This is a genomic window from Rhodospirillaceae bacterium (assembly GCA_016712715.1).
Taxonomy (GTDB): domain Bacteria; phylum Pseudomonadota; class Alphaproteobacteria; order Dongiales; family Dongiaceae; genus Dongia.
On record JADJQM010000001.1, the window covers coordinates 91,395 to 105,654 of the forward strand.

Annotated in this window: 11 protein-coding genes; 5 read left to right on the top strand and 6 right to left on the bottom strand. The window is 63.8% G+C overall.

Annotated features, from left to right (window positions below; translation table 11 throughout):
- Positions 1 to 13 precede the first annotated feature (13 nt).
- The 5 genes from rpmG to IPK59_00540 all read right to left on the bottom strand — a co-directional run bounded on the left by rpmG (position 14) and on the right by IPK59_00540 (position 5,501).
- Positions 14 to 181 (bottom strand): 50S ribosomal protein L33, encoded by a 168-nt coding sequence (rpmG, locus tag IPK59_00520; GenBank protein ID MBK8157347.1) that lies wholly within the window; start codon positions 179 to 181, stop codon positions 14 to 16.
- Positions 182 to 290: 109 nt separating this feature from the next.
- Positions 291 to 995, bottom strand: a complete 705-nt coding sequence (locus IPK59_00525) for a hypothetical protein (GenBank protein ID MBK8157348.1) — start codon at positions 993 to 995, stop codon at positions 291 to 293.
- Between the two features lie 2 nt (positions 996 to 997).
- Positions 998 to 2,560, bottom strand: coding sequence for a S41 family peptidase (locus tag IPK59_00530; protein MBK8157349.1), 1,563 nt, complete (start codon positions 2,558 to 2,560; stop codon positions 998 to 1,000).
- 195 nt (positions 2,561 to 2,755) lie between these two features.
- Positions 2,756 to 5,227, bottom strand: coding sequence for a ribonuclease R (gene rnr, locus IPK59_00535; protein ID MBK8157350.1), 2,472 nt, complete (start codon positions 5,225 to 5,227; stop codon positions 2,756 to 2,758).
- Entirely contained in the window at positions 5,181 to 5,501 is a 321-nt protein-coding gene (locus tag IPK59_00540) for a cupin domain-containing protein (GenBank protein ID MBK8157351.1), read from the bottom strand. Before IPK59_00540 ends, rnr begins: the two co-directional genes overlap by 47 nt.
- A gap of 158 nt (positions 5,502 to 5,659) precedes the next feature.
- Between IPK59_00540 and IPK59_00545 the strand changes: the two genes are divergently transcribed.
- On the top strand, positions 5,660 to 7,987 hold the full coding sequence (locus tag IPK59_00545) for an RNA-binding transcriptional accessory protein (protein ID MBK8157352.1): 2,328 nt from the start codon (positions 5,660 to 5,662) through the stop codon (positions 7,985 to 7,987).
- Between the two features lie 211 nt (positions 7,988 to 8,198).
- Positions 8,199 to 9,275, top strand: a complete 1,077-nt coding sequence (locus tag IPK59_00550; protein MBK8157353.1) for a hypothetical protein — start codon at positions 8,199 to 8,201, stop codon at positions 9,273 to 9,275.
- Here IPK59_00550 and IPK59_00555 read toward each other — a convergent pair.
- Complete coding sequence (locus tag IPK59_00555) at positions 9,272 to 10,171, bottom strand: LysR family transcriptional regulator (protein ID MBK8157354.1); 900 nt, start codon at positions 10,169 to 10,171, stop codon at positions 9,272 to 9,274. The two genes, IPK59_00550 and IPK59_00555, sit on opposite strands and share 4 nt — an antisense overlap.
- Positions 10,172 to 10,352: 181 nt before the next feature.
- Between IPK59_00555 and IPK59_00560 the strand changes: the two genes are divergently transcribed.
- From IPK59_00560 to coaD, 3 genes are all read left to right on the top strand, one after another.
- Positions 10,353 to 10,559: a hypothetical protein gene (locus IPK59_00560; GenBank protein ID MBK8157355.1), complete on the top strand. Its 207-nt coding sequence runs from the start codon at positions 10,353 to 10,355 to the stop codon at positions 10,557 to 10,559.
- A 248-nt stretch (positions 10,560 to 10,807) separates the two neighbouring features.
- A complete protein-coding gene (gene gyrA, locus IPK59_00565; protein MBK8157356.1) occupies positions 10,808 to 13,633 on the top strand; it encodes a DNA gyrase subunit A in 2,826 nt (941 codons plus the stop codon).
- Positions 13,626 to 14,150, top strand: coding sequence for a pantetheine-phosphate adenylyltransferase (gene coaD, locus IPK59_00570; GenBank protein ID MBK8157357.1), 525 nt, complete (start codon positions 13,626 to 13,628; stop codon positions 14,148 to 14,150). Before gyrA ends, coaD begins: the two co-directional genes overlap by 8 nt.
- Positions 14,151 to 14,260 lie beyond the last annotated feature (110 nt).

Sequence of the window (14,260 nt, forward strand, 5' to 3'; positions counted from 1 at the left end):
TGGAGTAGCCAGATTACTTGATCTTGGCTTCCTTGAAGGCCACGTGCTTCTTCACCACCGGATCGTATTTGCGGAATTCCAGCTTCTCGGTGGTCGAGCGCGGGTTCTTCTTCGTCACGTAATAGAAACCGGTGTCAGCGGTGCTGACGAGTTTCACAAGAATGGTCGCTGACTTGGCCATGGCCGTCTCTCAATAAAATGCGTGTCGCTGCAAAAGGATGGCGCAAAATAGCGGGGAAACGCCGAAAGTCAAGTTAATGAGGCCGCTATTCTGGTTCCGCCCGGCCTGGTTAACGAGGCGACCGACGGCGGTTGCTCAGTGTCATGATATCTTTCCGGTAATTCAATAGCTTAGCGGGCGTGGCGCCGATCGGCGCGCGGCTGGTCCAGCGCTCAAGGGCTGTTTTCAGGACGTATTCGGTGACGTCGACCAGGGTGAGGTCACCGAGCGCGCTCGCCTTGGCCCAGGCGAGATCTTCCAATTCGCCGTTCCCACCGAGGGTGCCGGCGACGTGATTCCCATCCCCCAGAAAGAATCGGGTGTTGAAGCGCCGCTTCGAGGTGACCGGAGTGATGGCCCGGCAAAGATAGTCGAGGGCGCCGTAATCGGGGGCGAGGCCAGCTTCGCGATAGGCCTGCCAGAAGGGCGAGTGCGTGAGGGGGGCGGTGCCGGCAAAGGGTTTGCCCACCAGCAGGCCGGTCTCTTCATGGGTTTCGCGCAAGGCGGCGTTGAGGAAAGCGAGGGGCGGGCGCCTGCCGCTCAAGGCCCGGGTGACGGCGGGATGGGGGGCGCCGGGATAGGGGCTCATCGCATCCGGCGGATCGACGCGGCCGCCGGGGACGACATGGATGCCGGGGAGGAAGCCCATCTTGGCCGGGCGGCGGCCGATGAGGATTTCGGGCACGCCGGAAGCGCCAGCGCGGATGAGCACGAGCCCAGCGGCGTCAGCCGGCTTGACCGGCCCGCGGCGCGCTGCGGAGGCGGGATCGCCCAAGGTCAGGGAACGAAAGGCAGGAGCGCCTCGGCGTCGTCGTCGACCTGGGCGTCATCGGGCGGATCGGCGAGGTCCACGGCATTGGCATAAAGGCTCGGCTGGTCGATGAGCTTCAGCGCCAATTCCAGATCGATCGGGTCTTCGCTCTTCCTGGCCGGGCAGGATTGGCGGAGTGCGTCCAACGCCTTGGTGTCGTCGGGCTTGGCGGCATTGCGCTTCACCGTCGGCACTTCGGGCAGGTCACCCTGGCGCAGTTCGTTGAGGAGCGCGTCGGAATTGTGCTTGCCACTGGTACAGATCGTCGGCAGCACGCCCAGATGATGGAGCGTGTAGCCCGAAGGTGCGTGGAAGCGGGCCCAGGTCAGCTTGATCTCGCCATCATTGGGCAGCGGCTTGATGTTCTGGACCGTGCCCTTGCCGTAGGAGTTGGAGCCGATGAGGACGGCGCGGCCATTGTCCTGCAGGGCCGCGGCGACGATCTCGGCGGCTGAGGCGGAGTTGCCGTCGATCAGCACGGCGATCGGCTTGCCCGAGGCGATGTCGCCATCGGTCGCTTCGAAATACTGGTGGCTGTCGGGATGGCGGCCGTGGATCGAGACGATGCGGCCTTCATCAAGGAACAGATTGGCGGTCGCCACCGATTGCGGCACATAGCCGCCCGGATTGTTTCGCAGATCGAGGATATAGCCTTTGATCTTCTTGCCGATCTCGTCCTTGGCGTCGTTGATTTCGCGCTTCAGGCTGTTGGCGGTTTCCGAGTTGAAGCTGAAGACCCGGAAATAGGCGACATCGCCCTCGCGCCGGTAGCTGACGGTTTCCGGCACCACATGAGCGCGCTTGACGCTGACGTCGAACGGCTCGTCCTTGCCGTCGCGGAGCAAGGTGAGCGTCACCCGGCTGTCGACCTCGCCGCGCAATTCGTTGACGACCTGCTGCTGTGCAAGGCCATCGACCGACTGGCCGTCGATCTTGAGAATGATGTCGTCGCGCTTCAGGCCGAGGCGCTCGGCGGGCGTGTAATGCATGATGGCGGTGATGCGGACCTCGCCATCCTCGACCGAGATGCGGATGCCGATGCCACCGAACCCGTCGCGGGACGCCTTGTCCTCGCGCGCGGCCTCGGTGCCGGCATAGCGCGAGAAGCCGTCGAGTTTGCCGACAATGCCGGTGAAGATGGCTTCGTAGATCTTTTCGTTGCCTGCCTCGGCGACCTTGGTCGATTTCTGGCGCGCTTCGCGCAGGATCTTGGCCGCGGCCTTGCCCCATTGCTTGGCAGTGGCGTCCTCGCCGTCGGCGAGCTTCTCGGTCTCAATCACGGTCTTCTTCAGCAGCAGCTTCAACTCGTCGCTGTCGCCCTCGACCGAGAGATCCGGATCGATGGTCGAGAGCTGCTGCATGCCCACCAAGGTGAGCTCGGGGATGTTCTGCTGGGTGATGTAGATGGAGTCGATGTCGCCGAGCCCGGTTTCCAGCATGTCGCGGTCGAGGGCGGCGGTCGCATCTTCAGGCGAACGGCTGGCGGTGCTGGCGCAAGCGTAAAGCCCGAACACCAAAGGCAAAAGCATCAACCGGCGTGCCACCTGCTTGCCAGGCCACCCGGTCACCCTACCCACAGGACGAAACGCACTCAATCAGTTGGTATCCGCTACTAAGCCAGTGCCGACACGCTGCCCCGATCGCGCCGCCCGGTAACCCCTTGTTCGCGGCCAATCTAGCAGAATTCCCGCCCTAGGCTAGGGCCTCTGCGGTCCGAATCGGGCTCACTTCTTACCTTTATTTGCGGGCTTCTTCCCTTTTTTGCCGGAACCGGGACCCTTCTTGCCCAGGCGCAGATTTTTCGGACGGCCCTGGCCGCCTCCTTTTTTGCCCGCTACCCGCTGATCCCGGCCCTTCTGGTTTTGGCGGGGCGAGGTGCGACCCAAGAAACTGTCTGCGCCATCGCTCAAGGGTTCGGCCGATAGCATTTCCAGGGTGACGCCGCCGGTGAGGGCGTCGGCGCTGACCAGCCGCACGGTGACGGATTGGCCGAGCTGGTAGCGCCGCCCGGAACGGCGCCCGACCAGGGCATGGCGCTGTTCGTCATGGTCATAGAAGTCCTGCGGCAGGGTGGATATGGGAATAATTCCATCGGCCCCGGTTTCGCGCAGGTTGATGAACAGGCCGAAGCGCGCCACACCGGAGATGCGCCCGGCGAATTCGGAATCGACCTTGTCGGCCAGAAACGCCGCCACGTAGCGGTCGACCGCGTCGCGTTCCGCCGCCGCCGCGCGCCGCTCGGTTCCGGAGATATGGACGCCCGTCTCGGCAAACTCGGCGAGCGCCGATCTGTCGAGGGCCCCGTCGCCCAGATCATAGGCGCCGATCAAAGCGCGGTGGACGAGGAGGTCGGCATAGCGCCGGATGGGCGAGGTGAAATGGGCGTAGCGCGCGAGTGCCAGGCCAAAATGGCCGAGATTGTCCGGCGCATAAACCGCCTGTGCCTGGGAGCGCAGCACCAGGGTGCTGATCATCTCGGCATAGGGGGTGTCCTTGGCCTTCTGAAGCAGTTGGGTGAAATGCTTGGGCAGCAGGACCTGGCCACGGGCGAGGTTGAAGTCGAGGGAGGCCAGGAACTCGCGCAAGGCCTCGATACGGGTTGCGTCCGGCTGGTCGTGGACGCGGTACATGCAGGGCCAGCGCTTCTTTTCCAGCGATTCGGCAGCCGCCACATTGGCGGCGATCATGAATTCCTCGATGAGGCGGTGGCTGTCGAGGCGCTGGCGTGCTTCGATCCGCTCGATCTGGCCGTCCTTGTTGATGAAGACGCGGCGTTCGGGAAGGTCGAGTTCCAGCGTGCCACGCGCCTCGCGGGCCTTCAGCAGGGATTGGAAGGCGCCGTAGAGCGGCTTGATCACTGGCTCAAGCAGTGGGCCGGTGAGATCGTTGGGCTGGCCGTCCATGGCGGCCTGTGCCTGTTCATAGGTGAGGCGAGCTGCCGAGCGCATCAGGCCGCGCACGAAATGATGGCGCAGCTTCTTGCCCTGGGCGTCGATCACCATTTCGACCGCCATCACCGGCCGGTCTTCATGGGGCCGGAGCGAACACCAGCCATTGCTGAGTTCCTCGGGCAGCATGGGGACGACGCGGTCGGGGAAGTAGACCGAATTGCCGCGATCGCGCGCCGATCGGTCGAGGGGATCGTCCGGGCGGACATACCAGGCGACATCGGCGATGGCGACCATGATGCGCCAGCCGCCGGGATTGTCAGCGTGATCGTCGGCCGTGGCCCAGACGGCATCGTCGAAATCGCGCGCATCATCGCCATCGATGGTGATGAGCGGGACCTGCCGCAGATCGGTGCGCTTGCCGAGCGGCGCCGCGGTCGCCGTTTCCGCTTGCTCCAATGCGGCGGGCGGGAACTGGAAGGGGATGTGATGCTCGGCGATCGAGATGATGCTGACCGATTTCGCGTCACCGATGCGGCCGATGCGTTCGACAATGCGCGCCTTGGGTGTGCCGAGGCGCTTTGCCGGTTCGATCTCCGCCACCACGATTTCTTCCGGCTTGGCGCCGCCGGTATCTTTGGGGTCGACGGTGAACTCGGTCTTGACGCGCTTGCTGGTGGGGATCAGCCGCCCGCTGCCATGGGGACCTTTCTCGAACACGCCGACCACGCGCTCGGCGCGGCTCTGCAGGCGCCGGATCGGCCGCGCTTCATAGATGTCGGCATCGGTCTTTTCGAGGCGCACCAGCACGCGGTCGCCCGCCGCCAGGGGCCGGTCGAGCTTCTTGTCCTCGATGATGACGATCTGCGGTTCGGCATCGTCCTTGGGAAAATCGATCGGCCGCGCCCAGATATCGCCATCGGCATCGGGGCCGATGACCTGCACCACGGCAACTTCAGGGAGTGCGCCAGGCGCCGCCAGACGCCGTGCCTTGCCGCGATCGACGGCACCGCCTTGCTCCAATTCCTTCAGCAGGGATTTGAGTGGAATGCGGTCCTGGCCGCGCAGATGAAAGGCCCGCGCGATCTCTCGCTTGCCGACCGGCACAGGCGAGGTCCGGATGAATTCCAGCACCTGTTCCTTGGTCGGGAAGGGGACGGCCTTGCCGCCAGTCACCTCGGCTGCGCGCGCCTTGTCCTTGCGCGCCGACCGTGAATCCTTGCGTGGACCGCGGGACGGCTTTTGTTTGGCGGCCTTGCCGTCAGTTGGTGGGATGGGGGGCTTTGAATTCGATTTCGACAAAGACATACTCGTAATCGTTGGCGTTGATGACATTGTGTTCGACGCCAACCGGGCGGTAGTATGATTTCCCGGCGACGAGTTCGACGACGCGCTGCTCCTTGCCGTCGTCGATCTGCAGGCGGCCGTTTTTCATCGGCACGACCACGTAATCATAACCGTGACGATGCCAGGTCGTCTCGGCTCCCGGCGCAAAGCGCCATTCGGTGACAACAACGCGGTCGTTATCGACCTGAACGGTCCCGACGGCCGCAGGGCGAGAGGAGGTGGCGTTTGCGGGCATTGTGTGATCTTTCAGTAGAATCAAGCGGCTGGCTGGTCAGGTGTGGGATTTCTATCAAGTCAAGGCATTGAACCCTACTCATGCCTCCGCTACAAGGCCCGCCTTTCGCCCCTGTCATCCAGCCCGGGGCCATTAGAGACCGATTCGGGAGAGACCGCATGAAATCCATCGAAGCAAGGATCGCCGAGGAACTGAACGCTCGCGACGAGCAGGTCCGGGCCGCGGTCGAACTGCTGGATGGCGGCGCCACCGTTCCCTTCATTTCCCGCTACCGCAAGGAAGTCACCGGCGGCCTGGACGACACGCAGCTGCGCAAGCTGGAGGAGCGCCTGTCCTATCTCCGTGAGCTCGAGGATCGCCGCGCTGCGATCTTCAAGAGCATCGACGAGCAGGGCAAGATGACCGACGCGCTGTCGCTGGAGATCGCGGTCGCCGATACCAAGGCGCGATTGGAAGATCTCTATCTGCCTTACAAGGTGAAGCGCCGCACCAAGGCGCAGATCGCGCGCGAAGCAGGTCTTGAGCCACTGGCCGATCTGCTGCTCGCCGAACCGACGCGCAATCCGCAAGGTGAAGCCGCCGCCTATGTGAATGCCGAAAAGAACGTCGCCGATGTGAAGGCGGCATTGGAAGGCGCTCGCGACATCCTTGCCGAAAGATTCGCCGAAAGCGCCGACCTGCTCGGTCGCCTGCGCGATTTCATGTGGGAGAAGGCGCGCCTCGTCTCGAAGGTCATGGAAGGCAAGCAGGATTCCGGCGCCAAGTTTTCCGATTACTTTGATGCTGCGGAACCGATCAACAAGGTACCCTCGCACCGCGCGCTTGCCATGTTCCGCGGCCAGAAGGAGGAGATCCTCGCCCTCAATCTCGCGATCGACGAGCCGGAGGACCGCAAGGCGCTCAATGAAGCGGAACGCGCGATTGCCGCCAGTGCGGGCATTGCCGACCAGGGTCGTGCGGCGGATAGCTGGCTGATCGATGTCGTGCATTGGTGCTGGCGTGTGAAGCTGAAGCTGAGCCTGGAGCTAGATCTCATGGGTCGCCTCCGCCAGGCAGCGGAAGACGAGGCGGTGCGCGTCTTTGCGTCCAACCTCAAGGACGTGCTGATGTCGGCGCCGGCCGGTGGTCGCGCAACACTTGGCCTCGATCCCGGCATTCGCACCGGTTGCAAGGTCGCGGTGATCGCCGCCACTGGCAAGGTGCTGGAATTCGCCACCATCTATCCCCATGAGCCGATGCGCAAATGGGATGAATCGATTGCCGTGCTCGCGGCCCTCTGCCTGCGCCACAAGCTGGAACTGGTCGCCATCGGCAACGGGACCGCCAGCCGCGAGACCGACAAGCTGGTCGATGACCTCATGAAGCGCCACCCGGAATTGACGCTGACCAAGGTGATGGTGTCGGAAGCCGGTGCCTCGATCTATTCGGCCTCGGAATACGCCTCCAAGGAGTTGCCGGAACTGGATGTGACCATCCGCGGCGCCGTCTCGATTGCGCGGCGTCTGCAGGATCCCTTGGCCGAACTGGTGAAGATCGATCCCAAATCCATCGGTGTCGGGCAGTACCAGCACGACATTGCCGAGTTCCGCCTCTCCAAGGCGCTGGACGCCGTGGTCGAGGATTGCGTGAACGCGGTCGGCGTCGAGATCAACACGGCGTCCGCCAAGCTGCTGGCGCGCGTCTCCGGTCTCGGTGAAAGCCTCGCCCAGAACATCGTCGCCTTCCGCGATGCCAACGGTCCTTTCAAATCCAGGGAGCAGTTGCTGAGCGTGCCGCGTTTGGGGCCCAAGGCATTCGAACAGGCGGCAGGCTTCATGCGCATCCGCGACGGCGAAGATCCGCTCGATCGCTCATCGGTGCATCCGGAAGCCTATCCGGTCGTCCGCCGCATCATGGCTGTGACGGGGCGCGAGATGAGTGCCGTCATCGGCGACAGCACCCTGCTGCGCAGCCTGAAGGCGGAAGAATTCACCGACGAGACCTTCGGTGTGCCGACCGTCACCGACATCCTCAAGGAGCTGGAAAAGCCCGGCCGCGATCCGCGTCCGGAATTCAAGACGGCGACCTTCAAGGAAGGCGTCGAGGAGATGAAGGACCTGCAGCCCGGCATGCAGCTGGAAGGCGTCGTGACCAACGTCGCAGCCTTCGGCGCCTTCGTCGATATCGGTGTCCATCAGGACGGGCTGGTCCATGTCTCGGCGCTGGCCGACCGCTTCGTCAAGGACCCGCGCGAGGTCGTGAAGCCCGGCGACGTGGTGAAGGTGCGCGTGCTGGAGGTCGATATCAAGCGCAAGCGCATCTCGCTCACCATGCGCTCCGGCGACACACCGGCCGCCCGCCAGCAGACCGAGGCGCCCAAGGACCGGCCGATGGCGCGGGGCGACCGGAAGTTCATGCAGGACAACAAGCCGGCGGCGAAATCTGATTCACCCTTCGGCGGCGCGATGGCGGCGGCGTTGGCGAAGGCGGGGATCAACAAGAAGTAGGCCCGTCGCCAGCGCCCCCTCACCCCAACCCCTCTCCCGCGAGGGGAGAGGGGCTTCGTCACGCATTCTGATTTCCAACCTTCATCCAGCGACGGGCATTGCCGGCAGGTCTCTTCCCCTCTCCCCTCGCGGGAGAGGGTCAGGGTGAGGGGGTATCGCCAACGCTCCGTCTAACCGTTACGCTCATCCCGATCTCGGACTCGGGGACGCATTGAGCAAGCTGCTGCTGATATCGCTGGGGAAGCTTGGTGGCGCCGTGCTGGAGGCGGCGGCGCGGGATGGGCGATTCCCGCATATCATCGTGGCGACCCGCGATGTGGCCCATGCCCGCGCCAAGGCCAATGCGGCGCGCATCGGCGCGGCGCTGGAGGGGCAGTATCCACGCATCGATGTGGTGGCGTTCGATTTCAACGCGCCCAATGCAGCCGACATTCTTCGCAAGATCCAGCCCGACCTGATGTTCGCGGCACCCACGTTTCTGCCCTGGTGGAAGGTCGCCGCCAGCAGCAACACGAAATTGAAATCGCTGCCCTTCGCCGGCTGGCTTGCCTGTCATCTGGCGCCCATGATGGCCCTGCGCGCCGCGTGGGAGAAATCCGAACTCCACTGCCCCTGGGTCGCCGGCAGCTATCCCGATGTGGTCAATGCCATCCTGCACATGACCGGCGCCGGTCCCATCGTGGGTGTCGGCAATATCAGCGAATGCCTGCCCAAGATCCGGTTCCTGGCGGCCCAGCACACGAATGCACCGATCGCTGACTTTGCCATCAAGCTGGTGGGCGGCCATGCGCTTACCTCACTGTTCTACACGGAGGAAACTGTGAAGGAATTGCCGCCCTTCCTGCTGCAGGTGCTGTGGCATGGCCACGATATCTCGCTGGCGGTGAAGGACAAGTTGCGCAGCGTGAAGATGGCGGTGGAACAGACCCAAGACATCAACCGCATCACGGCCTCGGCCAGCCTCGATGTGCTGGCGGCGCTGCTCAGCGAAGAACCCTATGCGCTGCATGCGCCGGCGCCCAATGGCTTGGTCGGCGGCTATCCCGTCACCATCAGCCGCAAGGGCGTCGCGGTCGACCTGCCGCTCGATTGGACGCTGGAACATGCGCTCGGCATCAATGCGGCGGCCTTGACCTTCGACGGCATCACGGCGATCGAGAAGGACGGCACGGTGATCTTCTCCGAGAAGACGGCGTCGGCGTTGAAGGCTTTGCTCAGCGAGGACTGGCCGAAGCTGCGGCCGGAAAGTGCCGTGGTGCTGGCGGCAAAATTGATGGCGATCGTCTAGATCTCGGTCGCCCGAGCTTCCTCAAGGATCCAGTCCAACAACCCCTGCGCCTCGGGGCGTTTCAGCACGTCGGGGCTGTGCACCAGGTAATAGGCAAACGGCGTGATGATGCTCTTCTCGAAGGGCGAGACCAGACGACCGTCGGCGAGGAGATCGGCGACGGCGCCTGTGGTGCCCAAGGCGACACCTTGGCCCGCGGTGGCGGCCTGCAGGCAGAGCGCAAAATCAGTGAAATGGATGCCGCGCGAGGTGTCGACATCCGGCACACCCGCCGCGCGGAGCCAGGCCGGCCAGTCCGGCCAGATGACCGATTGCCCGGTCCAGTCGAGATGGAGCAGCGTGTGGTGCTGCAGGTCGCGTGGCTCGATGAGCGGATGCTTCTCAAGGATGCGTGGGCTGCACACCGGGAAGACCTCATCGGCGAACAAGCGATGCGCGGTCACGTCGGGCCAGTCGCCGAGGCCGAAGCGGATGTCGAAATCGAAGGCGTCCGGTTCGAGCTGCGCCCAGTGGGTCGCCGTCTCCAGCACCACGTCGACACTGTCTGGCCGCGCGCGGTAGCGCTGCAGTCGGGTAAGGAGCCAGTTGGCGGCCAGTGCCGGGTCTTCGATGCGGAGCCTGAGCGAGAGGCCCTTCAGTCCCTGGCGCATGCGGTCGGAGACTCGGCCGAGCAGCCGGAAGGCGGCTGTGAGGTCGTCTTTCACCTCCTGGCCCATGCGGGTGAGGACGAGGCCGGTGCCCTGGCGCTGTACGAGGGCCCGGCCGATCTCAGCCTCCAAGGCCTTGACCTGCTGGCTGACGGCGCCGGGGGTCACGTTGAGCTCGGCCGCCGCCTGACGGACGCTGCCCAGGCGCGCCACGGCCTCGAAGGCGCGCAAGCCCGGCAGGGCAACCATCCGGCGGCTGAATGTGGGTGGTGGAGGATTTAGCATAACTAAACATAATCGTTAATACTTATCGCGTGTCAAGCGTCCTGGAACTCCCTATTTTAGCCATATGAGATCAATGCTGCAGAGCGGCATGAACCGGATGGCCGGTATGTGCGACAGAGAGCAGCTAAACTAGTGGAGACCTACCATGTTGACCCGTTTGTTCCTCAGCAGCCGTGCCAAGGCGATCGCGCCGAGCCTGGAAGTGGTCCTGTCGGTGTGCGACGACCATCTGTTGCAGGATATGGGCCTGCTGCGCGACCCGGCCAACCGCCTGATGCGCGCGCCGGCCGAGTTCTATGCCTATGACGCGGGCAAGTTCGCCAACGATTTTGGGGGTCCGAAGGCCGCCTAAAAGCCGGTTTCCGAGCCCTCACAACCGCCCGGATCGCCCCCGATCCGGACCGGAATCTCCCTGACATCCCTGACTCCGGCCCGTCGCTTTCGCAAGATCGCGGCGGGCCTTTGTTTTTATTGGCTTTTTTCGGCCAAACGGAACCCGGCATCTGTTGTGACCGGGGGCCGATCTGCTATCTTCGCGGCGCGGTTTCTGGGGATCCCGCGACTCAAGATAAAGCATTGACCGATAAGGCATAATTTACAGTGACCGAGACGCCGACGACACCCGGATTCGATATCACCACGATCAACATCGAAGAGGAGATGAAACGCTCCTATCTCGACTATGCCATGAGCGTCATTGTCAGCCGTGCGCTGCCCGATGTGCGCGACGGTCTGAAGCCGGTGCACCGGCGCATCCTCTACGGCATGTCCGAGGGCGGGTTCTCCTCCTCCGCCGGGTTCAAGAAATCGGCCCGCGCGGTCGGTGAAGTGATGGCGAAGTACCATCCTCATGGCGACCAATCGATCTATTTCGCCATGGTGCGCATGGCGCAGGATTTTTCGCTCCGCGTGCTGCTGGTCGACGGTCAGGGCAATTTCGGCTCGATGGACGGCGATATGCCCGCCGCCATGCGATACACGGAATCCCGCCTCTCGAAGGCCGGCGAAGCGCTGCTCGATGACATCGACAAGGAAACCGTCGACTTCCAGGACAATTACGACGGCCGCGAGAAGGAGCCGGTGGTCCTCCCCGCGCGCTATCCCAACCTGCTGGTCAATGGGGCGGGCGGCATTGCGGTCGGCATGGCGACCAACATCCCGACGCATAACCTCTCGGAAGTGATCGACGCCACCTGCGCCTATATCGACAACAACGACATCACCATCGACGAGTTGATGGCGCATGTGCCAGGGCCGGATTTCCCGACCGGCGGCACGATCCTCGGGCGCAACGGCATCCGCGAGGCCTATCACCTGGGCCGCGGCTCGGTCGTCATGCGCGGCCGCACGCATATCGAGGAGATCCGCAAGGACCGCGAAGCGATCGTCATCACCGAAATTCCATACCAGGTGAACAAGGCGCGCATGATCGAGCGCATGGCCGAATGCGTGCGCGAGAAGATCATCGAGGGTATCTCGGACCTGCGCGACGAGAGCGACCGCGACGGTGTCCGCGTCGTCGTCGAGCTGAAGCGCGACGCGATGGCGGAAGTAGTGCTCAACCAGCTGTTCCGCTTCACGCCGCTGCAATCCTCCTTCGGCGTCAACATGCTGGCGCTCAACGGCGGCAAGCCGGAGATGCTGTCGCTGAAGTCGATCCTGGTGGCTTTCGTCGCCTTCCGCGAGGAAGTGATCACGCGCCGGACGATTTTCGACCTCCGCAAGGCGCGCGAGCGGGCCCATGTCTTGGTCGGCCTCGCCATCGCGGTCGCCAATATCGACGAAGTGATCCAGGCCATCCGCACGGCGCCGGATCCCCAGGTCGCCAAGGAACGGCTGATGTCGCGGGCCTGGCCGGCGGCCGACGTGGAGGCGCTCATCCGCCTCATCGACGATCCCGAACATCCGATGGGCGAGGGCGACACATACGTCCTCAGCGAAGCCCAGGCCAAGGCCATCCTCGATCTGCGCCTGCAGCGCCTCACAGGCCTCGAGCGCGAAAAGATCGCCGACGAACTTAATGAACTCGCCAAGGAGATCGTTGATCACCTGGAAACGCTGGAAAGCCGGCCGAAGCGGCTCCGCATCCTGCGCGACGACCTGCTGCTCATCAAGGAACAGTTCGGCTCAGCCCGCAAGACGACGATCGAGGATTCGGAGTTCGAGCACGATATCGAGGACCTGATCCAGCGCGAGGACATGGTCGTGACCGTCACCCATGGCGGCTACATCAAGCGTGTGCCGCTCTCGGCCTACCGGGCGCAGCGCCGTGGCGGCAAGGGCCGCTCCGGCATGTCGACCAGGGACGAGGACTTCGTGAGCCAGGTCTTCGTCGCCGACACGCATACGCCGGTCTTGTTCTTCTCCACGAAGGGCATGGTCTACAAGACCAAGGTCTATCGCCTGCCCTTGGGCAACCCGCAGGCGCGCGGCAAGGCGCTGGTCAACATGCTGCCCCTGGGCGATGGCGAGACCATCTCGACCCTGATGCCGCTGCCCGAGGACGAGGCAAGCTGGCGCAACAGCCATGTCATGTTCGCCACCGCCAGCGGCTATGTACGGCGAAACGAGCTCAGCGATTTCGTCGACGTGAAGGCCAACGGCAAGATCGCCATGAAGCTGGAAGAGGGTGACAAGCTGATCGGCGTCGCCGTCTGCACCGACGAGAACGACATTCTGCTGGCTGCCCGCAGCGGCAAGGCGATCCGCTTCCCGGTCACCGATGTGCGCGTCTTCGCCGGGCGCGATTCCGTGGGTGTGCGCGGCATCAAGATGGAAAGCGGCGACAATGTCGTCTCCATGTCCGTCCTCAACCATATCGAAGTCGAGACCGAGGAGCGCGACGCCTATCTGCGCTTTGCCGCCCAGAAGCGTCGCGAGGGCGCCGAGGCTGAAGAGGGCGCCGTGGCCGTCGAGACGACCGAAGCGCAGGCTGGCGAAGCACCGGCCGGCGAGGCCGTGCAGCTGTCGCCGGAGCGCCTCGCGGAGCTCGAGGCCAAGGATGAGCTTATCCTGACCATCACCGCCAAGGGCTTCGGCAAGCGCACCTCGGCCTATGAATACCGGGTCACGGGGCGCGGCGGGCAGGGCATCGCCAATATCGAGACCTCGCCCCGCAACGGCACGGTCGCGGCCTCGTTCCCGGTGAGCGAGCGCGACCAGATCATGCTGGTGACCGATGGCGGGCAGATGATCCGCTGCCCGGTCCACGACATCCGCGTCGCCCGCCGCCAGACCCAGGGTGTGACCGTGTTCAAGGTCGCCGGCGACGAACAGGTCGTGGCGGTGGCCCACATGCCGGATATCGAGGATGAGGGCGACGAGGCCGACACCAGTGATGTCGAAACCACGGAAGCCGGTGGCGCCGGTGACGGCGACCAGGTAGCGGAGCCCGGCACGGGCAATGGGGAGGGGGATAATGGTTGATCAGGGTGCGGCCAACCGGATCGGCGTCTATCCAGGCACCTTCGACCCCGTCACGAACGGACATATGGACATCATCCGCCGCGCGAGCCTGCTTGCCGACCGGCTGATCATCGCCGTCTCGACCAATGCCGGAAAGGGGCCGCTGCTCAGCATTGATGAGCGGATGGAACTGATGCGGGCCGAACTCGCGGATCCCCGGAACGGTCTCGACCAGAGCAAGATCGAGGTGCGCGCCTTCGACAATCTGCTGATGCATTTCGTCGAGGAGATGGGCGCCCATTTCATCATCCGGGGCCTCCGCGCCGTCTCTGACTTCGAGTATGAGTTCCAGATGGCCGGCATGAACGCGCGGCTCGACCCAGATGTCGAGACGGTGTTCCTCATGGCGTCCGAGCGACAGCAATTCATCTCGTCGCGCTTTATCAAGGAGATCGGCCGTCTGGGCGGTCGAATCGACGAGTTTGTCTCGCCGCGGGTCAACGAGCATCTCAAGCGGGCATTTCAGTCCGGCAGATAATTATCTGATTTTAAAGTATATATTTTTTAGATATTCAGCCCGGCTGGCGCTGGGGGCGGCGCCACGATGCGCGCTTGCTTTTTACCCTGGATAATGGGATTTCATCGCCG

What these genes read in the sequence shown, in the direction of transcription:
- coaD (MBK8157357.1), top strand. Translation starts at nt 13,626, where the DNA reads ATGGTTGATCAGGGTGCGGCCAACCGGATCGGCGTCTATCCAGGCACC.
- rnr (MBK8157350.1), bottom strand. Translation starts at nt 5,227, where the DNA reads ATGTCTTTGTCGAAATCGAATTCAAAGCCCCCCATCCCACCAACTGAC.
- rpmG (MBK8157347.1), bottom strand. Translation starts at nt 181, where the DNA reads ATGGCCAAGTCAGCGACCATTCTTGTGAAACTCGTCAGCACCGCTGAC.
- IPK59_00555 (MBK8157354.1), bottom strand. Translation starts at nt 10,171, where the DNA reads ATGGTTGCCCTGCCGGGCTTGCGCGCCTTCGAGGCCGTGGCGCGCCTG.
- IPK59_00545 (MBK8157352.1), top strand. Translation starts at nt 5,660, where the DNA reads ATGAAATCCATCGAAGCAAGGATCGCCGAGGAACTGAACGCTCGCGAC.
- IPK59_00560 (MBK8157355.1), top strand. Translation starts at nt 10,353, where the DNA reads ATGTTGACCCGTTTGTTCCTCAGCAGCCGTGCCAAGGCGATCGCGCCG.
- IPK59_00530 (MBK8157349.1), bottom strand. Translation starts at nt 2,560, where the DNA reads ATGCTTTTGCCTTTGGTGTTCGGGCTTTACGCTTGCGCCAGCACCGCC.
- IPK59_00540 (MBK8157351.1), bottom strand. Translation starts at nt 5,501, where the DNA reads ATGCCCGCAAACGCCACCTCCTCTCGCCCTGCGGCCGTCGGGACCGTT.